The organism is Streptomyces sp. NPDC090798, assembly GCF_044768965.1.
In the GTDB taxonomy this organism is placed as follows: domain Bacteria; phylum Actinomycetota; class Actinomycetes; order Streptomycetales; family Streptomycetaceae; genus Streptomyces.
Genome location: NZ_JBIVXA010000002.1, coordinates 248,406 through 271,636 on the forward strand (window position 1 = coordinate 248,406; position 23,231 = coordinate 271,636).

The window sequence follows — 23,231 nt, forward strand, 5'->3', positions numbered from 1 at the left end:
CGGTCGCCGCGTCACCAGGTCGGGATGAAGCCGCCGTCGATGACGAAGTCGCTGCCGGTGATGTTGCGGGAGTGGTCGCCGGCGAGGAAGAGGACCAGGTCGGCGACCTCGGGCGGCTGGGAGAAGCGGCCCGTGACCGTGGCACCGGACGCCCGGGCGACCACGTCGTCCGGGGTGATCCCGGCGGCTGCCGAGACCGTGGCCGCCACCCCGTCGCCGCCGAGCCACAGCTCGGTCTCCACCGGTCCCGGGCTGACGGTGTTGACCCGGATGCCCTTGGACCCGACCTCCTTGGACAGTGCCTTGGAGAAGGCGACCAGGGCGGCCTTGCTCGCGCTGTAGTCGATCACCATCGGGTCGGGCAGGGTGGCGTTGACCGAGGCGACCGTCACGACCGAGCCCTGCCCGGCGGTCAGCATCAAGGGCAGGGCGGCGCGGGTGACCCGTACGGCCGTGAGGAGGTTCAGATCGACCGTGCGCAGCCAGTCCTCGTCGGTCACCGACAGGAATCCGCCCATCCGGGCGGGGGCCGCGCCGACGTTGTTGACCAGGATGTCCAGCCGGCCGGCCGCCGCCGCCACGAGGCGCTCGGCGGCGCCGGGTTCCGCCAGGTCCACCGGCACCCAGGAGACACCGCCCCGCTTGACCAGCGCGTCGAGACCCGGCGTCGTGGTACGCGACCCGGCGATCACCGTCGCCCCCGCTCCGGCCAGCGCCTCGGCGACGGCCAGTCCGATGCCCTTGCTCGCGCCGGTGACGACGGCGGTCCTGCCCTGGAGTTCCGTGCTCATCCTTCTCAGCTCCTTCAGTTGCTTCGATCGATGAAATGCGGCGTGCGACGAGGTAGGCGTTCGGTGACCGCCGGCGAGTCGCCGTGGAGCTTGTACGCCGAACGGGTCACGGCGTCGGGAACGGTGTGGTCGGCCCGGCCGGAGATCAGCAGGAGCGGCCCGCGTCGCCGAAGCCGGAGTGGCCGATGAGCACCGGCGGGCGGTCGAGGGAGGGGTGGCGCCGGGCCTCGGCGACGGTTCCGGCCTCGCCGGGCCGACCGTGTGCCGGCGGCGCATAGCCGTGGGGCATGGCCTGCTCCTGGATTGCTCGGGGCCGCCCCTGGGGTGGCGCGACGAGTCCGGACTCCCTACGCAGTCGTGCACGCCGAATCGGTCGGATGACCGCGGTGAGCGACGTAGGGCGGTGTCTGTGCGGGTCGGGACTCATCCACCTTCGGTGGAATGCCCCGCCTCCGCCAGCGCGTCCCGCAGCGACGCCCGAGAGGAGAGATGCCCTGGGCCATCACGCAGGGCGCCACGCTCTTGCCGACGACCGGCTCGCCGCGCAGCGGCAGGGCCCCTCCGCCGGGCGACGCGGCCGGCCGGTGGTCACGGGAGCACGGACAGCGGCGTGGCCTCCGTTCCAGAAGACCACGCCGCGCCCGAAAACTCAGCCTGTGGCGTCCACCAGCGCCAGCTCGTGCAGCCGCTCCGGTGGACCCGGGCGGGCGTAGTACCAGCCCTGGGCCGTGTCGCAGCCCAGTATCCGCAACTGCTCGGCCTGTGCGCCCGTCTCGACGCCTTCCACGGTGACCGCGAGGTCGAGGCTGTGGGCGAGTGAAACGATCCCCTCGACGATCTTGAGGTCGACGGGGTCCGCCGGGAACTGCTGCATGCCCTGGGTGAAGGAGCGGTCCAGCTTGAGGATGCTCACGGGCAGGCGGCGGAGGTTGGCTAGGTTGGAGTAGCCGGTGCCGAAGTCGTCGAGGGCGATGTCGACGCCCATCTCGGCCAGGCGCCGCAGCGGCTTCAGTAGATCGTCGTCGGCGCCGATCAGCGCGGACTCGGTGACCTCCAGGCACAGCGCCTCGGCGTCGAGACCTTCACGCTCCAGGATGTCGACCGTGTCCTGGACCAGACCCGGGTGGGTCAGCTGGCAGGGCGACAGGTTGACGTTGATCCGCAGCGGGCCCGCGTCGGAGTGTCGCTCCTGCCACTGGCGGGCCTGGCGGACCGACTGCTCCAGGACCCAGCGGCCGAGCGGCACGATCAGCCCGGTGTGCTCGGCGAGCGGGATGAACCGGTCGGGGCCGAGGACCCCGTGCTGCGGGTGCAGCCAGCGCACCAGCGCCTCCGCGCCGTGCACGCTGCCGTCGCCGAGGTGCACGAGCGGCTGGTACTCGATGAAGAACTCGCCCCGGTCCAGGGCCGCGGGCAGTGCCGTGGTGAGCCCGTGCCGGGTGATGGCGCGGGCGTCGGCCTCGGGGTCGGCGAGCTCGAAGCGGTTGCCGCCCGCGGACTTGGCGCGGTACATCGTGATGTCGGCGCTGCGCAGCACCTCCGCCGGGCCGCGCTCGCCCGCCGGGCCCTCCACGATGCCGATGCTGCCGCGGACCGTCAGTTCCCGGCCGTCGATGCGGACCGGGGTGACGAGGGCGTTCATGATGCGGTCGGCGAGCGCGTCCACCTCGCGCTCGGTGTCGGGCCCGGTGGTGAGGGCCACGAACTCGTCGCCGCCGAGCCGGGCGACCATCTCGCCGGGTGCGGTCGCGCAGGACTGCAGCCGGTCGGCGACCTCGACGAGCAGCCGGTCGCCGGCCGCGTGCCCGAGGCTGTCGTTGATGGTCTTGAAGCCGTCGAGGTCGAGGTAGCACAGGCCGAAGCGCTGGTCGTTGCCCGCGGACACCGCCTTCTCCAGGCGTTCGAAGAAGAGGGTCCGGTTGGGCAGGCCGGTGAGCGCGTCGTGGGTGGCCTCGTAGCGCAGCCGCAGATTGAGCAGCCGCCGCTCGGTGGTGTCCTCCATCAGCGCGAGCTGGTACTGCGGCCGGCCATCCGCGTCGCGCAGCAGGGACACCGTCAGGTTGGTCCACAAGGCGGTGCCGTCGGGCCGGTAGAAGGCTTTTTCGACGTGGTAGTGCTCGCGCTCGCCGCGTACCAACTCCTCGTACAGCCGCCAGACTTGGGGGGCGTCCTCCGGATGCGTCCACTCGGGGACCTTGCGGCCGCGCACGCCCTGCTCGGAACCGCCGAACATACGCAGCAGGGCTCCGTTGACCTGCAGTATGTTGCCTTCGAGGTCGGCGATGCCGATTCCTATGGCCGCGCCCTCGAAGACCGCGCGGAACCTGGCCTCGCTCGCGTGCAGTGCCTCGGCCACCGTGCTGCGCGCGTTCAACGCCGCCTGGGAGATGGCCTCCTGCTCGGCGAGCGTCCGCTCCCGCAGTGCCCCCGCGTAGCCCGCCGCCATGGCGTGCTGCAGGCGCGCCGAGCGGGTCCGCAGGGCCTCCTGGGGCCCGCCCTCGCCGCAGTAGAGCACCAGATAGGCGTCGACGCAGTCGAGGCTGCGGCTGAGCGCCTCGGGGTCGGTGCAGTGTGCGGCGACGAGCGCGGCGCCGACCGTCTGGCCCGCGGCCGCGTCGAAGGTCCTCGCCTTCAGGGCGTCGCTCAACCGCCGGGCGAGCGGCAGGAGTTGCTGCTCGAGCTCTGGCCGGGTCAGCGACGTGGAGGTGACCGGGAAGACCGCCCGGCTCCAGATCGTCGCGAACCTGTGCAGTCTGTCCTCCGGCCCGTCCGGTTCGCCCGTCACGCCGTGCGCCCCACACCGGCGAACCCCGAGAAGGAATAGGGATCCTCGTCCTCGGGTGCCGTGTCGGGCCGCCAGATCGGCATCGGCACCAGACCGGGTTCCACCATGTCGTACCCCTCGAAGAACCGCGCGATCTCCTCGCGCGAGCGCATGATCAGCGGGTTTCGGATGTCCTTGTACACGTCGACCGCGCCCTCGGCCCGCTCCGGCGGGAGCGGGATTCCCTCGTACGCGGCATGCGTGAGCACGAGCAGGCTGCCCGGCGCCAGCGCGTCGCGCAGCTCCGCCACCGCACCGTACGGGTCGTCCGCGTCCTCCACGAAGTGCAGTATGGCAACGAGGAGGAGGGCCACCGGACGGTTCAGGTCGATCAACCGCTGCACCTGGGGGGTCGCCAGGATCTCCTGGGGCTTGAGCAGATCGGCCGCGACCACGTCCGCGTCCTCGTTGTCCCGCAGGACGGCCTGGCTGTGCGCCACGGCCACCGGGTCGTGGTCCACGTACACGACGTGCGCGCCGGGCCTGGCCGTCTGGGCGATCTCGTGGACGTTGCCGAAGGTCGGGATGCCGGAGCCGATGTCGAGGAACTGGTCGATGCCCTCGGCGGCCGCGAAACGCACGGCGCGGCGCATGAACGCCCTGTTCGCCTGCATGACCTTGGGCAGTCCCGGCATGAACTCCATCGCCTTGCGCGCGGCTTCCCGGTCGACCTCGAAGTTGTGCGAACCGCCCAGGTAGTAGTCATAGATACGGGACACGCTCGGCACCGAGATGTCAATGCTGCGGGGGGCCCAGGCGGGACGCTCCATCTATCTCTCCAAGGCGTAGTCGACGACGTAGGCGATCCAGTGTTCGAGCTGAGGCTACTGATCGTCCGCCAAAGGAGCGAGCCAAAACGGAAATTGACCGTCCGTTCACCGTCACTGCCTCGGGCATGTGCCGAATTGGCGCCCGGTGCAGGTCAGTCGGACACGCCGTCCGCTGTCACCGCGAAATCGATGCGAAGCATTCCAAAAAGTTCGCGGGAGTTACGAAGCGTCGCGACGGTATCGGGGGGTCGGGTATCCCCGGTGTGGAAAACTTCCGGGCGTTCGTACGGCAAGTGAACCGCGCCCGTGATCCGCGCGCCCCGCGTGATCCGATCCGCGCGCCCCGCGCGTTCCGGGCACGCCAAGAGGTCCGCCCCCTCCGTGCGGTGCGGAGGGGGCGGACCCAGGTCGTACGCGTTGTTCCGGGCGAGATCGATCAACCCTGGGGAGGTGATCCTCTACTTCGGCGCGCCGACCGGCTTTCCGTTGGGGGCGACGGCGTACCAAGTACCGCCCACTCCCTGACCGTTGGTGTCCCCGGCGGCCTTGTCACCGGAGAAGGTGTAGATGGGCCAGCAGTTGACGGTCATCTGCTTGGCACCGTCCGGGCGGGTGAAGCCCATCAGGCCCTTCTTCTGCACGCCCTTGGTGTCACTGGCGGAGACCGGGGCCACGACGGGCCACTTCTCCAGGCAGGCACCGGTGCAGGCGGACTTCGGGACGGGCCAGGCCTGGTCCTTCAGGAAGCGGTAGACCGTCCGGCCGTTCTTGTCGACGATGATCTCGCCGAGCTTGGGGTCGTTGCGGGTCGACAGCCCCGGCAGGGAGGCCAGGGTCGCCTTCTTGCCATCGGGGGCGGAGGCGTACCAAGTGCCGCCGACGGCCTGGCCGTTGGTGTCACCGGCCTTGGTGTCCTTGGCGTACCGGTACATCGGCCAGCCGCCGATCGTCAGCTGCTTGGTGCCGTCCGAGCGGGTGACCTCGCCGAGCAGGGCCTTGTCCACACCGGTGGCAGCCACGGCGCCGTCGGCGGGAACGGGCGGCCAAGCGGTCGCGCAGTCACCGTCGCAGTTCGACTTCGGCGGCTCGGCGGTGTCCTTCTCGAAGCGGTACAGGGTGAACCCGGCGCTGTCGGTCAGCACCTTGCCGAGCGTCGTGCTTTCCGCGACGGCCAGCTGACCTGCGGATTCCGCCTTGGGGGCGGCGCTCTGCTGGTCGGCGCCGTAGCCGTTGGGAGAAGTGGTGCTGCTGCTGGTGGCCTGACCGTAACCGTTGGCAGCCGCGGCGGCGCCCACGTTCTGGCTCCCCGTCGACTGGGTGCCCGATTCCTGACCGCACGCCGTCGTGAGCGCCAGCACGGCCGCAGCTGTCGCTACGAGTGAGGCGCTCCGCCAGGAGGTCTTCATTGGGTAACTCCCACTGTTCGCGTTAAGGGTTGCAGCGCCCTGCTGCGCCGCGCATGGCCCTAGGTACGGGTGGGAGTGGCGGATGTGTTCAACGGCCGCACAAAAAACTTTCGGAACGCTGTGACACACCCCACGCCGGCATGTATCTCGCGCATCTGTTCCCACCCCGGTGGCCGTGTCCCGAGGCGGCGTCAAACCGGTCCGAGCCGCACGTCCTTCGTTCGGGGGCAATACCCGTCAGCTCCGGCGTGCGCGGGCGCCGAACGCCTCATGATCTCCGTCGTGCATGGACCACAGCGGACCCGGTCCGCCCTAGTCATACGGGTGTTGGCGCTGCTGACGCTGACCTGGATCATCGGCGGCGCGCCGGCCTCGGCGGCGGTCGCCGACTCCTGCGCGTACGCCTCCATCGGCCCGGACGGCACGGACGCGGTGGCGGTGGCCGGCGGCGACCTCTGCACCATCAGTCCGCCGCCCCCCTCGCCCACGCCCCCACCCGCTCCGAAGCCACCGCCCCCACCACCCCCTGCGCCTCCGCCCAAGCCCAGGCCGAAGCCACCGCCCCCGGCTCCACCGCCTCCGCCCGCCTCGCCGACCCCGCGGCCCCCCGCCGTGGCGCCACCACCGAGGCCGGCACCCCCACCGGCGCCGAAGCCGAAGCCCACACCGACACCGACGCCCTCGCCCACGCACAAGGCTCGGCCCAAACCGTCGGCGACGCCGGTGAGTTATCCGGCCTACCGCGCCCCGACGCGCAAGCACTCGCCCCGCAGCGGACCGTCCCTGGTCTCGCTCACCCTGCTCGTCACCGTGCCCGCGTTGCTCGCCGTCGCGGCGCTGCGTCCGCGCTGACCCCTGGAGGCAACCTTGTCGGAATGGCTTGTTCTCGTCCTCGCGATGGCGGCGGCGTGTGTCGTCGTCCTCGTGGTGTCCCTCGTACGCACCCGCCGGGCCCCCGAGGACGAGGACCCGTCCGAGACCCCGGACGTGATCGAATACATGACCATGATGATCGGCGTGGTCTACGCCATCGTCCTGGGACTGGCCATCGCCGGTGTCTGGGAGGCCCGCAGCGCCGCCCAGGACCATGTGCAGGCGGAGGCCCAGGCCCTGCACGAGATCTCGGAGCGGGTCCGCGTCTACCCGCCGGACGTGCGCGACCGTATCCGCGGCGACGTCGACGCGTACGTCGGATACGTCGTCAGAACCGAGTGGAAGACCATGGCCGACCACGGCCATGTCACCGCCGAGGGAGGCCGGCTCTTCGAGGTCGTCCGTCAGGACGTCAGCGACTACAAGCCGAGGTCGGATTTCGAGGCCCAGGCCTACCAGCCGCTGGTCGACCAGGTGACCGCGGCCGACGCGGCACGCAACGCCCGCGCCGACTCGACGGACGCGACCATGCCGGGCGTGGTGTGGTTCGGGCTGATCACCGGAGCCGTGGTCACCATCGGGATGGTGTTCGCGCTCCAGATCCGGCGCACCAAGCGGGAACTGATCCTCGCCGGGCTCTTCTCCGCCCTGATCGCGTTCCTGCTCTTCCTGATCTGGGACTTCGACGCGCCCTACAGCCGGGGGATCGCAGCCTCGGCGGAACCGTTCACGGCGCTGTTCCCGCACCTTCCGAAGTGACGGACCTCGTCTAGGAACCGGAGGATCGGGGGACGGACGCCACGCCGCGTCCGTCCCCCGATCGCGCATGCACATTCCCCCGTACGGCCCACACGGTTACCCCATTCGCGCTACTGCGATCGCGCCGCCGAGCACGTCTTCCTAGCGTTTCGAACATCGAGGCGCATTTCAGACGCAGGCGGAAGGTCCGCAGCAAGGCTCCTCGGGGACCCGGAGGCTCACCATGCACGCGATACGCGTCGCTTCGGCCGCACTGCTGGGCGTGAGCGCCCTCACCCTTTCCGCAACCGCCGCTCTCGCCGGAAACGGCGACGGAAACAGTGACGGCGGCCGTGGCAGTGGACGTGACAGTGGCCGGGGCAACAACAACATCACCTCGTTCGGCTTCAACGTGCAGCCGCAGAGCATCGCGGCGGGCGGCCGTCTCCGGCTGACCGCGGAGAGCTGCGACTCCGTCGCCAGGGTCTCCTCGGAAGTCTTCGACACGGTCACGATCCCCAAGGGCCAGTCGTCGGCGACGGCCCTGATCAACGGGGACGCCAGAGCGGGCTCGGTGTACCAGGTGACGTTCCAGTGCGGCAACGAGAGCGGCCACACCGAGCTGACCATCGCCCCCGGCCGCTCCGGCACCAACTACTCCGACCCGACCCAGGTCCAGCTCCCGGCCTCCGTGCAGCGAGGCGTCAAGGCCGGTGTCGGCGGAAGCTCCGGCGGTGGCTTCGACCTCAAGGAGATCGGCCTGGGAACCGCGCTCATCGCCGGCTGCGTCGGCACCGCGTGGTCCATGACGCGCCGCCACGGCACGGACGAGGAGTCTTGACCGCTCGCCGCTCACAGCGCCGCTCGCCCCGGATCTCGGCGAGAAGGTCCGGGGCGAAGGCCTGTCACACACGCGCTCCGCAGGGGACTGCCAAGGGTGACGGCACCGATCAGATCCGCCGCTCGGACCTGCGGCGCAGCCAGAACAGCCCACCGCCGACGACGCCGGCGGTCAGCAGTCCGCCGCCGATCGCGATGTCGGCGGGCGCCGCTCCGCCGACGCTGCCACCGAGACCACCGCTGACCCCGCCGATGACGGTGAAGGCGGCGGGTCGGGTCAGCCGTCGGTTGTCGCAGCGGGCCGTGATGTCGTACGACCCCGGGTGCGCGTCACGGTCGACGGTGACCGTCGCGATGGACGTGTCGCCGCCCACCCGGCGCAGCAGGGTGGTGCGGAAGGCCCGCGAGGAGACCGTACTGCCGGGCCTCTCGCACGCTTCACCGTCCACGGTGATCGACAGCTGGCCACCCCGCGCGATGACACGGGGCCGGACGAGGATGTTCCGCACCTCGAAACGGCCGAAGTCGTCGAAGCGGTCGTTGTCATGGAACCGGCCATTGTCGTTGAACCGGCCATTGTCATTGAACCGGCCGTTGTCGTTGAACCGGCCGTTGTCATTGAACCGGCCGTTGTCGTTGAACCGGCCGTTGTCGTTGAACCGGCCATTGTCGTTGAACCGGCCGATGTCACCCGGGCGGCCGCCACCGACCACGCCACCGCCACCGATCACCACGCCACCGCCGCCGACCACCCCGCCACCGCCGACCACGCCACCGCCACCGACCACGCCACCGCCCACCACGCCACCGCCGCCGACCACCCCGCCACCGCCGACCACGCCACCGCCGTTGTTCAGCCCTGTGCCGTTGCCCGGTCCACCGGGGTTGCCCAGTCGCTCGTTTCCGCTCGACTCGTTGTTGCTCGTGTCGTTGTTGCTCGGCTCGTTGTTGCTCGACTCATTGCTGCCCGGTTCGTTCGATGCCGTCGCCGCCGGGGCGGCGAGCCCCACCGCGGCGACCACGGCGGCAGAGACCGCCAGGGCACGAGTTGTACGCATGTGATCCTCCGCGGAAGACGCCCCGGGAACCGTCCCCGGTCGATCGGCGAGAAAGCGCCTCCCATACAGACCCTCAGATGCGGTGCACGGGGACGCATTTCGAGAATGGTCCGTCCTGGTGAGAAGACACGCCGAAGGATTTCCATACAATTGGATATTGCCGCAGGTCACGGACCGTCAGAAATTTCCTGCCCTCGGCAACTCGGATGGCTCACCACGCGGGTGCCCCGACACCCGTTCGCCCGCGTCCCGTCGCCTGCCGGGCATGCTGCACTTAGCGTTCTGGTATGCGCGACGGACGCGGCGACGGCCGCGTCGAGAGGGGATTGCGAATGTTTGCGTCCGAGGTGGCCGAAGAGGAGGAGCGGCAGAAGAAGCGCGCCCCGTGGGGCGTGATAGCGCTTGTTCTGCTGACCGGCCTCGCACTCATTCGGAATGGTTCCGGGGAGTTCGACGTGGGCCCTCCGCAGCCCGCGACGGCGGCGGCAGCGGACAGCAGGATGCCCGTCGCCACCTTCTCCAACGGGCCCGCCGCCTTGCCGTACTCCGTGGTGGACCGGGTCAGGATCCCGGCGATCCAGGTGGATGCCCCGGTCGTGCCGGTGGGTCTCGACTCGGCTGGCTGGGTCGACGCGCCACCGCCCGACAATGCCAATCTCGCGGGCTGGTTCACCGGTGCGGTGTCGCCCGGCGAGAAGGGCACGGCCGTGATCGTGGGGCATGTGGACAACATGCGGGGACCGGCCGTCTTCTATGGGCTCGGTTCCCTCAAGAAGGGAAACAGGGTCGAGGTTCGGCGAAAGGACGGCAAGACCGCCACATTCGAGATCTACGGCGTCGACGTATTCGCGAAGAACAACTTCCCCGGTGACCGGGTGTACGGCAGCAAGGGCACCCCGGAATTGCGGGTCATCACCTGCGGAGGCGGTTTCTCCAAGCAGCACGGCTACGACGGGAACGTCGTCGTGTTCGCCCGCCTGGTCGAGGTCCGCTGAAACTCCCCGCCGAAGGGCCTGGGCCGTGTTCCCGGGCCCTTCGGCGGAGTCGGGGGGCGACCGCGCCCGCTCAGCCCCCGGTCAGGAGTTCTGGCGGTGCGGCACCGTGAGGTGGTAGCCGGAGTCGAGGAGTTCGGGCAGGTAGTCGCGCAGGGCGCGGACGGTCTGGGAGCGGTCGCCGCCCGCGTCGTGGGAGAGGACGACGACGCCGGGGGCGGCGCCCTCCTCCACCCGGTCGACGATCGTCTCGGTGCCCGGGGTGGTCCAGTCGAGGCTGTCGACCGTCCAGGCCATCGGTTCCATGCCGAGGTCGGCGCCGATCTGGAAGGTCGCCCGGTTCCAGGCCCCGTAGGGCGCGCGGAACCAGACAGGCCGTTCACCGTAGGCGTCCTCGATGACGTCGCTGGTGCGTGCGATCTCGGAGCGGATCTCGGAGCGCCGGAGCTCGGTCAGCAACGGGTGCGTCCAGGTGTGGTTGCCGACGACGTGCCCGTCGTCGGCCATCTCGGCCAGCAGGTCCTTGTTGTCGACGGCCATCTCCCCGCAGACGAAGAACATCGCCCGCACATCGTGCTTGCGCAGGAGGCGCAGAATGCTCGGGGTGTAGCGCGGATCGGGTCCGTCGTCGAAGGTCAGCACCATCGTGCGGCCGCGCCCGCTCACCCGCATGATCGGCTCGCGCCGGACAGCGGGCTTGCCGGGCGTCCGGCGCGGTGGGGCGAATCCGGTCATGGGCTCGAGGCGGTAGGCGGAGGGCTTGAGCACCTGACGCGCCTGCGGGCCCCCGGCCGCCGGTGCGCCGCGCACCGGGCTCCCGGCCGGATCTGCGGTGAGGACGCGGGCCGTGCCCGCCGCCCCCGCCGCCCCCAGGACGGCGGCACCGGCGATCAACGCCCGGCGCCGTGTGAGCAGCTGATCCTTTTTCATGCCTCATCAGTCGCCCAACGGAGGCACGGCGCGGCTGAGAAACACCGGTGCGGACCCAGGAAAGCACCCGTTGGGACCAGCTCAGCGCCGACGCACCAGGGGGAACGGCAATGTCTCCCGAATCGTCAGCCCCGTGAGGAACATGACCAGCCGGTCCACGCCGATGCCGAGCCCGCCGGTCGGCGGCATCGCGTACTCCAGCGCGTCGAGGAAGTCCTCGTCGAGCTCCATCGCCTCGGGATCGCCCCCTGCGGCCCGCAGCGACTGCGCGGTCAGCCGTCGCCGCTGCTCCACGGGGTCGGTCAACTCCGAGTAGGCGGTGCCCAGTTCGGTGCCGAAGGCGACGAGGTCCCAGCGCTCGGCGAGGCGCGGGTCGGTGCGGTGCTGCCGGGTGAGCGGGGAGACGTCGGTCGGGAAGTCCTTGTAGAACGTGGGCAGCAGGGTCTTCTCCTCGACCAGTCGTTCGTACATCTCCAGTACGACGTCACCCTGTCCGTCGTCCGGCCGATACGGCACTCCCGCGCCGTCGCACAACCGGTGCAGGGCCGGCACGGACGCGCCGGGGTCCACCTCCTCCCCCAGGGCCTCCGAGATCGCGCCGTACACCGTCTTGACCGGCCACGGGCCCGAGATGTCGTACTCGGTGCCGTCCTTGCGCGCGAGGGGCGCGCCGAAGGCGGCGGTCGCGGCGCACTGGATCAGTTCGCGGGTGAGGTCGAGCATCACGTCGTAGTCGGCGAACGCCTGGTAGGCCTCCAGCATGGTGAACTCGGGGTTGTGCTTGGAGGAGACGCCCTCGTTGCGGAAGGTGCGCCCCATCTCGAAGACCTTCTCCAGGCCGCCCACGCACAGCCGCTTGAGGTAGAGCTCGGGGGCGATACGGAGATACATGTTCAGGTCGTAGGCGTTGATGTGGGTGGTGAACGGGCGGGCGTTGGCGCCGCCGTGGATCTGCTGGAGCATCGGCGTCTCCACCTCGAGATAGCCCCGGTCCAGCAGGCCCTGGCGCAGCGCCTGTACGGCGGCGGAGCGGACCCGCAGGACCTCGCGGGCGTCGGGGCTGGACACCAGGTCGAGATAGCGCCGGCGCACCTTCGCCTCGGGGTCGGCGAGGCCCCGGCGCTTGTCGGGCAGCGGGCGCAGGCACTTGCCGGTGAGCTGCCAGGAGGAGACGAAGACGGTCGGTTCGCCCAGGTCGCTGATGCCGACGAGGCCCTCGGCGGTGATGTGGTCGCCGATGTCGACGTCCTGGCGGAAGCGGATGAGCTCGGGTCCGGACTCCAGCCGGGTGAGGGCGAGCTGGAGGTCGCCCGACCAGTCGCGCAGGACGGCGAACACGATCCCGCCGAAGTCCCGTACGAGGATCACGCGCCCGGCGACGGTCACGCGCTGTCCCGCCGGTCCCGCACGGACCTCGGCGAGGGTGTGGGTGCGGGACGGGACGCCCACCGGATAGGGGTCGATTCCGCCGGCGCGCAGCCGGTCGAGTGTGCGGTGGCGGAGGCGGATCTGTTCGGGCAGGGCCGCGGCCGGATCGGTGGCCGCCGCCTCCTCACCCTCGTCGAGGCCGAGAGCCGACAGCGAGGGCAGGCCCACGGTGCTCGCGGGCTGGGGTCCGGTCCTCGGGTGCCCCTTGCCCCAGAGCTTGCGCAGCGAGGGCACGGAGACGAAGCCCTCGGCGATGCCGGACGCCAGGCCGATGCGGGCGAGGGAGCCGGCGTCGCCGTAGCAGATGAAGCGGGGGTACCACTCGGGCTTGAATTTGGCGTTGGACCGGTAGAGGGCCTCCAGCTGCCACCACCGGGAGAAGAACAGCAGCAGTCCGCGCCAGAGCCGGAGCACCGGCCCGGCGCCGATCCGGGCGCCCTCCTCGAAGACCGACCGGAACACCGCGAAGTTGAGGGAGATGCGCCGTACGCCGAACGTCCCGGCCGCCGCGCACACCTCGGCGACCATGAACTCCATGACGCCGTTCGGGGCGCTGCGGTCGCGGCGCATGAGGTCGAGCGAGATGCCGTCCTTGCCCCAGGGCACGAAGGACAGCAGCGCGAGGAGCTTGCCCTCGGGCGTCAGGGCCTCGACGAGCAGGCAGTCGCCGTCCGCGGGGTCGCCGAGCCGGTCCAGGGCCATGGAGAAGCCGCGCTCGGTCTCGGTGTCGCGCCAGGCGTCCGCCTTGTCGATGAGCTCCTCCATCTCCTCGTCGGTGAGGCTGGAGTGACGGCGTACCCGGCAGGTGGCGCCGGTGCGCCGTACGCGGTGCACGGCCTGGCGGGTGACACGCATCTCGCGGCCGTCCAGGTCGAAGCCGGCGACGTGCAGGATCGCCTCGTCGCCGAGCTCGAGCGCGCCGAGCCCGGCACGCGCGAAGACCTTGGCGCCGTCCTCGGAGGCGCCCATGACGGCGGGCGCCCAGGCGTAGCGGCGGGCCAGGTCGAGCCAGGCCTCGATGGCGTGCGGCCAGGCCTCGCGGTCGCCGACGGGGTCTCCGCTGGCAAGGCAGACGCCGGCCTCGACGCGGTAGGTGACGGCGGCCTTGCCGCTGGGTGAGAAGACGACGGCCTTGTCGCGGCGGGTGGCGAAGTAGCCGAGGGAGTCGTCGGCGCCGTACGCCCGCAGGAGGGCACGGATGCGGGCCTCCTCGTCGCCGCGCAGGGCCGCCTCCAGGCGCTGGGAGCGGAAGAGGGTGGCGACGGCGTTGAGCTGGGCGAGGGCACCGAGGAGGCCGAGGACGAAGAAGAGCTTGCGGGGTGGGCGCCCGCTGAACGAACTGCTGGGGACCAGCCCGCCGCACACCCGGCTGGCCGCCCACAGCAGCCGTTCTCCGGATGCCAGCGTGCCGGGGAACCACTCGACCAGGCCCCAGCCGATCAGGATCGCCACGGCGAGTCCGACGAGCAGTACGGCCAGGGCGCGCCATACGGCGCCGCGCCGGGAGTCGGCGTAGAACTCGCGGCGCGCCACGAGCAGGAGCACCAGCAGCAGTCCGCAGGCGATGAAGGACGGCAGCGACTCGGCGTACAGGCCCATCGACAGGCCGACGATGTCGAAGAAGACCAGGACGCCGAGGTAGACGACGACCAGCCACCAGGCGACCTTCTTGCGGGCGGCGGTCGCGGCGGCGAGCAGGAAGAGGAAGACGGCGTAGGCGAGGTTGGCGCTGACCGGGACGATCAGCAGGTCGAGGAAGGTCACGACGGGGCGCAGCAGGCGGCGCAGGGGGGCGATGAAGGCCAGCAGGACGCACAGCAGCGAGAGGGCGCCGAAGAAGGCCGCGAAGCCTTCGGGCACCTTGCTGAGGAAGCCGGCCCGGGACGGCGGTATGGGGCCCGCGACGTCCCTCGGTCCGTGGGCCTCCACGGTGGCGCTCATGGTGTCGACTCTAGGAAGCCCCGGCCGGACCCGCCCGTCGAGCACCGTGCCGCTCGTCGCCGGCGCTAAGGGCGGTCGTCCCGGGCCGTGGCGGCGGACACTTCACCCGTTCCGTCCCATGCGGGGCACCGCGGGCCCGCCCTGCTCCCGACCTGCGGCTTCCGATAGCCTCAGTGGTGTGGCGGAACAGCAACCCTCGCATCGGTTCGAGCGTGGCACGGACGGTCCCAAGGTCATCGTCGTCGGCGTGGACGGCTCCGACTCGTCGCTGCGCGCGGCGTCCTACGCCGGCGGGCTGGCCAGGCGGCAGCACTCGCTGCTCGCCGTCGTGTACGTGCAGCCCGTCATGGCCGCCGGAGCGGCACTCGGGGCGCCGGTCGCGGAGACGACCGACCAAATCGCCGAGGACCTCGTCACGCAGATCCGGGACGCCGCCGAGCGGGTCAAGGACATATTCGCGGTGCGCTGGGAGTTCCACACCTTCCGCGGCGATCCTTACAACGGTCTGGTGACGGCGGCGGACGAGCTCAAGGCGGACGCCGTGGTGGTCGGGGCCTCCGAGCAGGCGGGGCACCGGATCATCGGGTCGGTGGCGATCCGGCTGGTGAAGGCGGGCCGCTGGCCGGTCACGGTCGTCCCATAGACCCCAGGGGCCCCATAGACCCCATGGGCTCCGCGGGTCCTACTGCCCCATCATCAGGCCGTCGTGGGCCGCGCCGCGGCTGAGCACCACGTCACGGATGCGGTCGCGTACGCCGGCCAGGTCGGCGCCCTGGGCCAGAGCCGCGTTGATGTCGACGACCCGCCCGGCGTCGATGTCGAACAGCTGCGGCACGAACTCCGCCTTCGTGACCTCCCAGCGGTCCCCCTGGTGCGCGGGCGGGGCGAAGGTGAAGCGGGCGAGGGTGCTCTCGTTGCCCCGGGAGTCCTGGAGGCCTTGGCGGTTGAACATCTCGCCCGCGATCTGATCGCCCATTCCGTAGACGACCCACGTGCCGTTGACCTTCTCGTACGCCTGCGGGACATGCGCGTGAGTGCCGAGGATCAGGTCGATGTCGGGCCGTCCGTCCGTGCGGGAGGCGGTGAGCTCCCGGCTCAGCGCCATCTGCTGGGTGTCGGGCTGCTCCTGCCATTCGGTGCCCCAGTGCAGGGACACGACCACCACGTCGGCGCCCGCCTTCCTGGCGGCCCGGGCATCAGCGAGGATCCGGTCGCGGTCGATGAGGTTGACGCTCCACGGCTGCCCCTGAGGCATCGGGGAGCCGTCCGTGCCGTAGGTGTAGGCGAGGTGGGCGACCGTCGCGCTGCCCGCGCGCAGGAGGGTGGGCACGTAGGCCTCCTGCGCCGTGCGCGCCGATCCCGCGTGCCGTACGCCCGCGAGATCGAGGGCGTCCAGAGTGCGCCGTACGCCCGCGGCGCCGTCGTCCAGGGAGTGGTTGGAGGCGGTGGAGCAGGCGTCGTACCCGGTCGCCGCGAGCCCGGCGGCCACCTGCGGTGGAATCTTGAAGGCCGGGTTGCCGGTGTGGTCGCCGTCGGATCCGTACACGGTCTCCATGTGACAGATCGCCAGGTCGGCTCCGGAGACGAGCGGTTTCACCCCTTCGAACATCGGCAGGAAGTCGTATCCTCTGCCGCCCGCGTCGGCGTTCGCCCGCTCGGTGACCGAGGTGTGCGCCAGCACGTCGCCGGAGGCGACGAGGGTGAAACCGTGGGGGGTGAGGGGCGCGCCGGGGTGCCCGGTGCTCCGGGCCGACGGCTCCTGGTCGGCCCGGCAGCCGGCGCCCACGACAAGTACGGCCGCGATGGCGATGGCGGCCAGTCGACTACGTGTGATCATGCCCAGCCTCGATGCAGTCATATTTACGTAGGAAGTGAGGCAAATCCACCCAATCGAGAGGATGGAGTCAAGGAGCGACGCGCACCCTTAGCCCGTCCGGCCCTCGGGGAACTGCCCGTTGGGACGCCACCGGGCCCCCGCTGAACCGTTCACCGCGCCGTTCACCGACGGCATCGACCGCCCACCGCAGACCCGTGCCCCGGCCCTGTCCCAGCGGAGCGGCACCCGCTGGCATACAGGCCATGACGGCCGGAACCACCACCAAGACGACCGCCGAGCACGAGTTGGCCGCGCTGCAGCGCGAGCACGGCCGGCCTCTCTTCGCCCTGCTCCTGCGGCTCTCCGACGGCGACCGCCAGCGCGCCGAGGATCTGCTGCAGGAGACGTTCGTCCGCGCCTGGCAGCACCCCGAGGCGCTGCGCGCCGACGACTTCGACTCCGTACGCCCCTGGCTGCTCACCGTGGGACGGCGGCTCGCGATCGATGCGCGGCGGGCCCGCCAGGCGCGTCCGCCGGAGGTCGGGGACGCGGTGCTGGAAAGCGCGCGGGTCTGCGCGGATCACGCCGAAAGGTCGGCGGCGACGCTCGATGTGCGGGAGGCTGTGAAGACACTCACTCCCGAGCACCGTGAAGTCCTGGTGCTGGTGTACTTCCAGGGGGCGAGTGTGGCGGAGGCCGCCGCGGCGCTCGGGATTCCGCCCGGTACCGTGAAGTCTCGTGCGTACTACGCGCTGCGCGCCCTGCGCCGGGTTCTTCCGGGATACGCGGCCGACCTGCGGTGAAACCGAAGGCCGAGTCAAACCTCCGTAAAGCGCCTTGCTGAGGACCATGGTTGAGCAATCAGCTGTCCTCATCCGTGTTCCGGATTGGGGGGAAACCCCCAAGGGCTCGGGATCGGGCGACGCGCACGCAAACCGGAGGAAGGCAGGAAGGGATGCTGCACAGAGGCCAAGAGAGCACGGACGGCACCGGCGGTGGGGAACTCACCGTCCCCATGGCGTGGTTGTACGCCGAGTACATCGCCGACGAGTTGCTGCGGACCGGCGACCTGATGCCGCCCACGTCCTTCGAGTTCCGCGCCGGGCGTGACGCCCTGGCACTGACCATCTTCCTCTCCGACACCGACGGCGAGCTCTCGGGCATCCGGGTCGTCTCGCAGTTGGAGACCTGGCTCTCGCTGACGGCGTACGACCAGCCGTGGCAGGACTGGGTGCGCGAGCACATGGCGCGGCGAGCGGCCGAGGCGGCCGAGTCCGGCGGCCCCGCCCCGGACCTGGAACTGGCGACGGCGGCCTGGCGCTGGCTGGAGGAGACCGAACTGCTCGCCCCGGACCTGGACGCCGTGCCCGGCGGCGGCCCGATCCCGGGCGAGGACGACGGTCCGAAGGTGTGGACACCGGCCTGGCGGCTGGGTCTGCCCCTGGGACATCTGGCGATCCATCTCTTCTGATCGCCACGACCGGGCGGACCGCCGGTAACCCCTGTTCAGGACTCCGCGCTCCGCCAAACAAGTTTTTCGCACAACTTTTTTCGGGCTCGCACCAATCCGCGAGCCCACCTGCTCCGAATGTCTTGCCGCGATTCCGAACGAGTCTTGAGTGATTCGACGGTCTGGTGCGTACCCGTGGGCAACAGCAACACCACTCCCACCCCCGCACCATCGCCACGAGGATTCGGTATTCGGTATGAGGTCCCTGGAACGGCATCGCGACGTCGGCGCCTACGCGCTCGGCGTGCTGGACGAGGCGGAGGCGTTCCGCTTCGAGGATCACCTCATGGAGTGCCCCCAGTGCGCGGCGCACGTGAGTGAGTTCAAGCCCGCCACGCGGCAGCTGATGCTGTACCGGCATGCCACCCCGCGCTCCGTGCACCCCTTCGCCGCCCCCGGGCCGCGCCTGATGGACAGACTCCTCAGCGAGGTGGCGACCCGGCACCGGGCCGGGCGCAGGCGCTGGCTCTACGCGGTGGCCGCCGCCGTGGTGCTCGCGGCCGGCGGGCCGGCGATCGCGATGGTCACGTCGCACGGTTCCGGGTCGCAGACGGCCGCGGTCGCGTCGACGGACGCGCAGACCGGAGTTTGGGCCAAGGTCACCACCGCGGACCGGATCTGGGGCAGCCAGGTCCAGGTCGAGGTCAAGGACGCCGGGGGCCCGCGCCCCTGTCAGCTCGTCGCCATCGGCAAGGACGGTTCGCAGCAGACGGTGACGAGTTGGATGGTGCCCGCGCACAACGGCGAGGCGACCACCCTGCAGGGCGGCGCCGCGCTCAAGTCCGACGAGATCAGCCGGTTCGAGGTGCGTACGGCGGACGGCAAGCACCTGGTGACCGTCACGCCCGACTGATCCCGGGCTGTACCCCGCTGCTCCCGGGCTATTTGAGCAGCCGGGACAACCGGCGGTCCGCGAGTGGCTTGCCTCCCGTCTGGCAGGTCGGGCAGTACTGCAGCGAGGAGTCGCTGAAGGAGACCTCGCGGATGGTGTCGCCGCACACCGGGCAGGGCTCACCCGTTCTGCCGTGCACCCGCAGCCCGCTCTTCTTCTCCGCCTTGAGGCGGCCCGCGGCCAGCCCGTGGGAGCGCTCCACGGCCTCGGTGAGCGTGGACCGCAGCGCCTCGTAGAGACGGGTCGTCTCCTCGGGGGTCAGTGCGGCGGCCAGCTTGAAGGGGGACATCTTGGCGGCGTGCAGGATCTCGTCGCTGTACGCGTTTCCCACGCCGGCGATCAGGCTCTGGTCCCGGAGTGCGCCCTTGAGTTGGCGGCGCTCACCCGCCAGCAGCCGGGCGAACCGTGCCTCGTCGAAGTCGGCGACGAGCGGGTCGGGGCCGAGGCGCGCCACGCCGGGGATCTCCGCCGGGTCCCGGACGACGTACACCGCGAGTCTCTTCTGTGTGCCGGCCTCGGTGAGGTCGAAGCCCTCGCCGGTCTCCAGGGCGACTCGCAGCGCGAGCGGGCCCTTGCCGGGGCGGGGCGGGCCGTCGGGCAGCGTGTCCTTCCAGTGCAGCCAGCCCGCACGGGCCAGGTGGGTCACGAAGTGCAGTCCGCCGGCCTCGATGTCGAGGAACTTGCCGAGCCGGCGCACTGCGGTCACCTCCCGGCCCTCGAAGGCGGTGACGGGCGGGTCGTAGGTCTTCAGGACGCTGATGGCGACGGGCAGCACGCGCACGACCTCGCGGCCGACGAGATGGTCGGCCAGGAAGTCCTTGAGCGCTTCGACCTCTGGCAGTTCCGGCATAGCTCCAGAGTGCCACCCCCCACCGACAACACCGTCCGAACCACTCACCTCACGAGGCGACGCCGGCCGGTCCCCCGCGACATCCGGTCAGTCCCGTTCCGGGACCAGGAACTCGCACCACACGCACTTGCCGCCGCCGCGCGCCTCCACGCCCCATACGTCGGCGAGGCGGTCGACCAGGAGGAGCCCGCGGCCGGAGACGCCGGACTCGCCCGCCTCGCGGCGGCGCGGCAGGGCGCTCGAGGAGTCCTCGACCTCCGCGCGCAGCCGGCGGCCCGGGCCGCTGAGGACCCGCAGGGTGACGATCGCGGCGCCTTCGGTGTGCATGAGGGCGTTGGTGATCAGCTCGTCGGCGACCAGTTCGACCTCGTCGGCGCGCTCCCCACCGCCCCAGGCGCGGACCGCGGCCCGGATCATGTGCCGGGCCTCGGTGAGCGCCTCGGGGTCGCCGGGCGCGACATGCTGCTGGAGCCGCCCGCCGGACTGCTGGGGCCCGGGGCCGCGGCGGCGCAGCGCCAGGAGGGCCACGTCGTCGTCGCCGCCGCGTTCCTCGGCCACGTCGATGAGCCGGTCGGCGAGGTCGCGTACGTCGTCCGGGCCCGAGCGGATCAGCTCGATGAGGGTGTGCATGCCTTCGTCGAGGTCGACGCCGGGCTGCTCGACCAGGCCGTCGGTGCACAGCACCAGGGTCTGCCCCGGGTCCAGTTCGACCGTGTCGACGGGGTATTCGAGGCGCCCGAACAAGGCGGACAGGCCCAGCGGCAGGCCCCCTTCGACGGACTGCCGGCGGCAGGTGCCGTCGTTCTGCCGGATCAGCGGGTCGATGTGGCCGGCCCGCACCAGTTGGACGACTCCGGTGGACAGGTCGGCCTCCGCGTACAGACAGGTCGCGAAGCGGTCGGTGTCGAGTTCGTGCAGGAAGACCGAAGCGCGGGCCATCACGGTGGCGGGGGTGTGTCCCTCGGCGGCGTAGGCACGCAGCACGATCCGCAACTGGCCCATGACGGCGGCGGCGTGGGTGTCGTGGCCCTGGACGTCCCCGATGACGGCGCCGACGCGGCCCCCGGGCAGCGGGATCACGTCGTACCAGTCGCCGCCGATGTCCCGGCCGAGGGAGGCGGAGCGGTAGCGGACGGCGATGTCGGCGCCGGGCACGTTCGGTATGGAGCGCGGCAGCATGGCCTGCTGGAGGCCTTGCGCGAGGTCCTTCTCCTGCTCGTAGAACATGGCCCGTTGGAGGCTCTGGGCGATGCTGCTGCCGAGCGCGACGAGCACGTTGCGCTCCTCCGACGAGAAGCCGCGCCGGTCGTTGTAGAGCAGCCCCATCGCGCCGATGGGGCGGGCCTGCGCGATGAGCGGCAGGTAGGCGGCCGAGGTGATCTCGAGGTCGGTGATGTGCGGCCACAGCAGCGGATACGAGTCGGCGAAGTCCTCGGGCGACTCGATGAAACGCGGGGCGAGGGTACGTACGACCTCGCTCATCGGGTACTGCTCGTCGATGCGGGTGACCATGGTGCCGGGGACGAAGCTGCCCGCGGGGCCCTCGGCGACCAGCCGTATGCGTCCGGCCTCGACCAGGCCCATGACCAGGCTCGTCGCGCCGAGGTGGGTGAGGCCGTGGGAGTCCTTGAGGACGTCGATGACGTCCTGGACCGTGCGGGCGTGGGCGAGGGCGGCCGTCGTGATCTGCACGACGTTCGTCTGCTGACGCCGCGCCTCGTCCTGGGCCGCCTGTTCGCGGCGCGCCGCGCTCTCGCCGAGTTCCTGCGTGGCGTCGCGCACGATGCCGATGATCCGGCGCGGCCTGCCCGTCCCGTCGCGGCGGATGTAGCCCTGGGTGTGGGTCCACCGCAGTGAGCCGTCGCGGCAGCGGATGCGGAAGTAGGCGCCGTAGTTCTCGCTGCCGTCCTTGAGGGCGTGGGAGACCAGCGTGTCGAGACGGATCCCCTCGGTCGCCGGCACCCGCAGGGACAGGGTCTCGGGGCGGCCGTCGTACTCCTCGGGACGCACGTCCAAGACTTCGTGGGCCTGGGCGTCCATCTGCATGAGACCGGTGTCCAGGTCCCAGTCGAAGCTGCCCATGCGGTTGAGCGCCAGGATCGGATCCGGGTGGGCGGGCCAGTCGTCCGGGAGTGACAGGGCGCTCGCTCCCCGATCAACCATGCGCCCACCTTGCCAGCATTCGGCCGATTATTCGACTTCTGGGGAGTCCGGATTCGGGCTCCCCCGGCCCCTCGGCGCTCAGCCGTCGAAGACGTCGGTCGGGGCGTCGAAGACCGTGCCCGAGTCGGGCGACTCATCGGGGATCAGGCCACCACCGTCGGGCAGGTCGGGGATCTCCGGAACGGTGTCGGGGCCGATCTCCTCCTCCGAGGGGTCCAGCGGGGCGAGGGGGTCCTGCGGGACGTTCCGGTCGATCTCCGTGGAGGTGGGAGCGGGGGTCCACGGCGTGAGGGGCGGCAGGGAGATATCGGGCCGCGGGGTCGGCGTGACGGTCGGCGGGTCGGTCGTGGTGGGCGGGAGACAGTCCGACACCGCGGCCACCGGAGCCTCCGTCAGCGCGCCACCGTCCGCCATGCCCGGGGTTCCGTCCGGGGTGACGGTCAGGGTGGGCGTCACGCAGTCGGAACGCGGCTCGTCCGCGAAGGGGCCCGTGCGCGGGCTCTGCTCCGGGATCGTGCTCGGGCTTGTACCGGGGCTCGCACCGGGGCTTGTGCCGGTGCGACGGCTGAGACTCGAGGTCGAGGCCGACGGCCGTACGACGACGTCCCGGTGGCCGTCGTCCCCGATCCGCCGTTCGATCCACCTGTTGTCGACGATGTCGATGACCGTGATGTTCCTGATCGCGGTGGACGCCGGGGTCACGACGACAACGTTGCCAGAACGGAATCCGGACCAGGGCTTCCCCCGGGTGGCCGGGGTCGCGCTGGACACGACGGGCGGGTTCAGCGGGTTGCCGCAGGCGCAGCGCACGCGCGGCACGCCCCGGTTGTCGACGAGGACCGCGGTCCCCCGCTGGAGCACCGCCTGGAAGCTGGTCGCCCGGCCGTCGCGGAAACCGTGGTCGGTGACCTGGGTGTCGGCGCGCAGCACGACCGAGGTCAGACCGCGCAGGAAGTCCGGGACGGCCGCCTGGGAGACGCCCTCGGCCCGCGCGAAGGAGCGCGCCCTGCCGGGGTCCGAGGCGAGGAAGCCGATCTGCTTCTCGACGTCACAGCTGCCGACGGCCCGGGTGCCGCCGTAGAGGCCGGGTGTGGAGCCGGGGAAGGAGCGCACGCCCTGCGGGGCGGAGCCACGGTTGGTGGGGGCCGCCGGGTACGGCATTCGGGTGACGGACGGCGAGTCGACGGCCGTGGATGCGGTGAACGGGTCGGGACCGCCGCCCGCGGCCGACTGCAGGAGGACTTCATCGCTGCCGGCCCCGGGCGCCGCGCTCTCGCCGCCTCGGCCGCCGCACCCGGCGACGAGGAGCGCCGCCGAGAGCGCCCAGGCCAGGACGAAGGCTCGAATGGGTATGTGCACCACGCTGTTCTCCTGTCGCACCACGTTCTCCCGTTGCACTGCTTCCTCCC

The 23,231-nt window shown here is 71.1% G+C and carries 20 protein-coding genes; 8 read left to right on the forward strand and 12 right to left on the reverse strand.

Annotated features, from left to right (window positions below; translation table 11 throughout):
* Positions 1-11: 11 nt before the first annotated feature.
* The 5 genes from ACIQTP_RS05375 to ACIQTP_RS05395 form a co-directional block, all read right to left on the reverse strand.
* Positions 12-791 carry an oxidoreductase gene (locus tag ACIQTP_RS05375; protein ID WP_403396511.1) on the reverse strand — a complete coding sequence of 260 codons (780 nt, stop codon included), beginning with the start codon at positions 789-791 and terminating at the stop codon, positions 12-14.
* A 145-nt stretch (positions 792-936) separates the two neighbouring features.
* Positions 937-1,080: a hypothetical protein gene (locus ACIQTP_RS05380; protein WP_403396513.1), complete on the reverse strand. Its 144-nt coding sequence runs from the start codon at positions 1,078-1,080 to the stop codon at positions 937-939.
* A gap of 360 nt (positions 1,081-1,440) precedes the next feature.
* Positions 1,441-3,576: a putative bifunctional diguanylate cyclase/phosphodiesterase gene (locus tag ACIQTP_RS05385; protein WP_403396516.1), complete on the reverse strand. Its 2,136-nt coding sequence runs from the start codon at positions 3,574-3,576 to the stop codon at positions 1,441-1,443.
* Positions 3,573-4,385: an SAM-dependent methyltransferase gene (locus ACIQTP_RS05390; RefSeq protein ID WP_403396518.1), complete on the reverse strand. Its 813-nt coding sequence runs from the start codon at positions 4,383-4,385 to the stop codon at positions 3,573-3,575. Before ACIQTP_RS05390 ends, ACIQTP_RS05385 begins: the two co-directional genes overlap by 4 nt.
* A 458-nt stretch (positions 4,386-4,843) precedes the next feature.
* Positions 4,844-5,791 (reverse strand): SCO0930 family lipoprotein, encoded by a 948-nt coding sequence (locus ACIQTP_RS05395; protein ID WP_403396520.1) that lies wholly within the window; start codon positions 5,789-5,791, stop codon positions 4,844-4,846.
* A gap of 282 nt (positions 5,792-6,073) precedes the next feature.
* Between ACIQTP_RS05395 and ACIQTP_RS05400 the strand changes: the two genes are divergently transcribed.
* The 3 genes from ACIQTP_RS05400 (at position 6,074) to ACIQTP_RS05410 (ending at position 8,243) form a co-directional block, all read left to right on the forward strand.
* Complete coding sequence (locus ACIQTP_RS05400) at positions 6,074-6,643, forward strand: hypothetical protein (RefSeq protein WP_403396522.1); 570 nt, start codon at positions 6,074-6,076, stop codon at positions 6,641-6,643.
* A gap of 15 nt (positions 6,644-6,658) precedes the next feature.
* Complete coding sequence (locus tag ACIQTP_RS05405; RefSeq protein ID WP_403396524.1) at positions 6,659-7,423, forward strand: hypothetical protein; 765 nt, start codon at positions 6,659-6,661, stop codon at positions 7,421-7,423.
* 223 nt (positions 7,424-7,646) lie between these two features.
* Complete coding sequence (locus ACIQTP_RS05410; protein WP_403396526.1) at positions 7,647-8,243, forward strand: hypothetical protein; 597 nt, start codon at positions 7,647-7,649, stop codon at positions 8,241-8,243.
* 109 nt (positions 8,244-8,352) lie between these two features.
* Here ACIQTP_RS05410 and ACIQTP_RS05415 read toward each other — a convergent pair whose 3' ends face one another.
* Positions 8,353-9,300, reverse strand: coding sequence for a hypothetical protein (locus ACIQTP_RS05415; protein WP_403396528.1), 948 nt, complete (start codon positions 9,298-9,300; stop codon positions 8,353-8,355).
* 332 nt (positions 9,301-9,632) lie between these two features.
* Here ACIQTP_RS05415 and ACIQTP_RS05420 point away from each other — a divergent pair, with 332 nt between their 5' ends.
* On the forward strand, positions 9,633-10,295 hold the full coding sequence (locus tag ACIQTP_RS05420) for a class F sortase (protein WP_402033848.1): 663 nt from the start codon (positions 9,633-9,635) through the stop codon (positions 10,293-10,295).
* A gap of 81 nt (positions 10,296-10,376) precedes the next feature.
* On the opposite strand, the gene ACIQTP_RS05425 is transcribed toward ACIQTP_RS05420, so the two are convergent.
* On the reverse strand, positions 10,377-11,222 hold the full coding sequence (locus ACIQTP_RS05425; RefSeq protein WP_403396531.1) for a polysaccharide deacetylase family protein: 846 nt from the start codon (positions 11,220-11,222) through the stop codon (positions 10,377-10,379).
* Positions 11,223-11,303: 81 nt separating this feature from the next.
* Positions 11,304-14,591 (reverse strand): bifunctional lysylphosphatidylglycerol synthetase/lysine--tRNA ligase LysX, encoded by a 3,288-nt coding sequence (lysX, locus tag ACIQTP_RS05430; RefSeq protein ID WP_403396533.1) that lies wholly within the window; start codon positions 14,589-14,591, stop codon positions 11,304-11,306.
* A 178-nt stretch (positions 14,592-14,769) separates the two neighbouring features.
* Here lysX and ACIQTP_RS05435 point away from each other — a divergent pair, with 178 nt between their 5' ends.
* Positions 14,770-15,234, forward strand: coding sequence for a universal stress protein (locus tag ACIQTP_RS05435; RefSeq protein ID WP_403396535.1), 465 nt, complete (start codon positions 14,770-14,772; stop codon positions 15,232-15,234).
* A gap of 39 nt (positions 15,235-15,273) precedes the next feature.
* On the opposite strand, the gene ACIQTP_RS05440 is transcribed toward ACIQTP_RS05435, so the two are convergent.
* Entirely contained in the window at positions 15,274-16,428 is a 1,155-nt protein-coding gene (locus tag ACIQTP_RS05440; protein ID WP_403396537.1) for a CapA family protein, read from the reverse strand.
* Between the two features lie 242 nt (positions 16,429-16,670).
* On the opposite strand from ACIQTP_RS05440, the gene ACIQTP_RS05445 reads away from it, so the two are divergent.
* The 3 genes from ACIQTP_RS05445 to ACIQTP_RS05455 all read left to right on the forward strand — a co-directional run bounded on the left by ACIQTP_RS05445 (position 16,671) and on the right by ACIQTP_RS05455 (position 18,770).
* Entirely contained in the window at positions 16,671-17,210 is a 540-nt protein-coding gene (locus tag ACIQTP_RS05445; protein ID WP_266580368.1) for a sigma-70 family RNA polymerase sigma factor, read from the forward strand.
* A 152-nt stretch (positions 17,211-17,362) separates the two neighbouring features.
* Positions 17,363-17,878 (forward strand): hypothetical protein, encoded by a 516-nt coding sequence (locus ACIQTP_RS05450; RefSeq protein WP_168498520.1) that lies wholly within the window; start codon positions 17,363-17,365, stop codon positions 17,876-17,878.
* A gap of 235 nt (positions 17,879-18,113) precedes the next feature.
* The gene (locus ACIQTP_RS05455; protein ID WP_403396540.1) at positions 18,114-18,770 is read left to right on the forward strand and encodes an anti-sigma factor family protein; all 657 of its coding nucleotides are present in this window, start codon (positions 18,114-18,116) and stop codon (positions 18,768-18,770) included.
* 28 nt (positions 18,771-18,798) lie between these two features.
* Here the strand turns inward: ACIQTP_RS05455 and ACIQTP_RS05460 are convergent, their stop codons facing one another.
* From ACIQTP_RS05460 to ACIQTP_RS05470, 3 genes are all read right to left on the reverse strand, one after another.
* Complete coding sequence (locus tag ACIQTP_RS05460; RefSeq protein WP_403396542.1) at positions 18,799-19,659, reverse strand: Fpg/Nei family DNA glycosylase; 861 nt, start codon at positions 19,657-19,659, stop codon at positions 18,799-18,801.
* An 87-nt stretch (positions 19,660-19,746) separates the two neighbouring features.
* Positions 19,747-21,822 (reverse strand): SpoIIE family protein phosphatase, encoded by a 2,076-nt coding sequence (locus tag ACIQTP_RS05465; RefSeq protein WP_403396544.1) that lies wholly within the window; start codon positions 21,820-21,822, stop codon positions 19,747-19,749.
* A 78-nt stretch (positions 21,823-21,900) separates the two neighbouring features.
* Positions 21,901-23,184, reverse strand: coding sequence for a DUF6777 domain-containing protein (locus ACIQTP_RS05470; RefSeq protein WP_403396546.1), 1,284 nt, complete (start codon positions 23,182-23,184; stop codon positions 21,901-21,903).
* Positions 23,185-23,231: the final 47 nt, after the last annotated feature.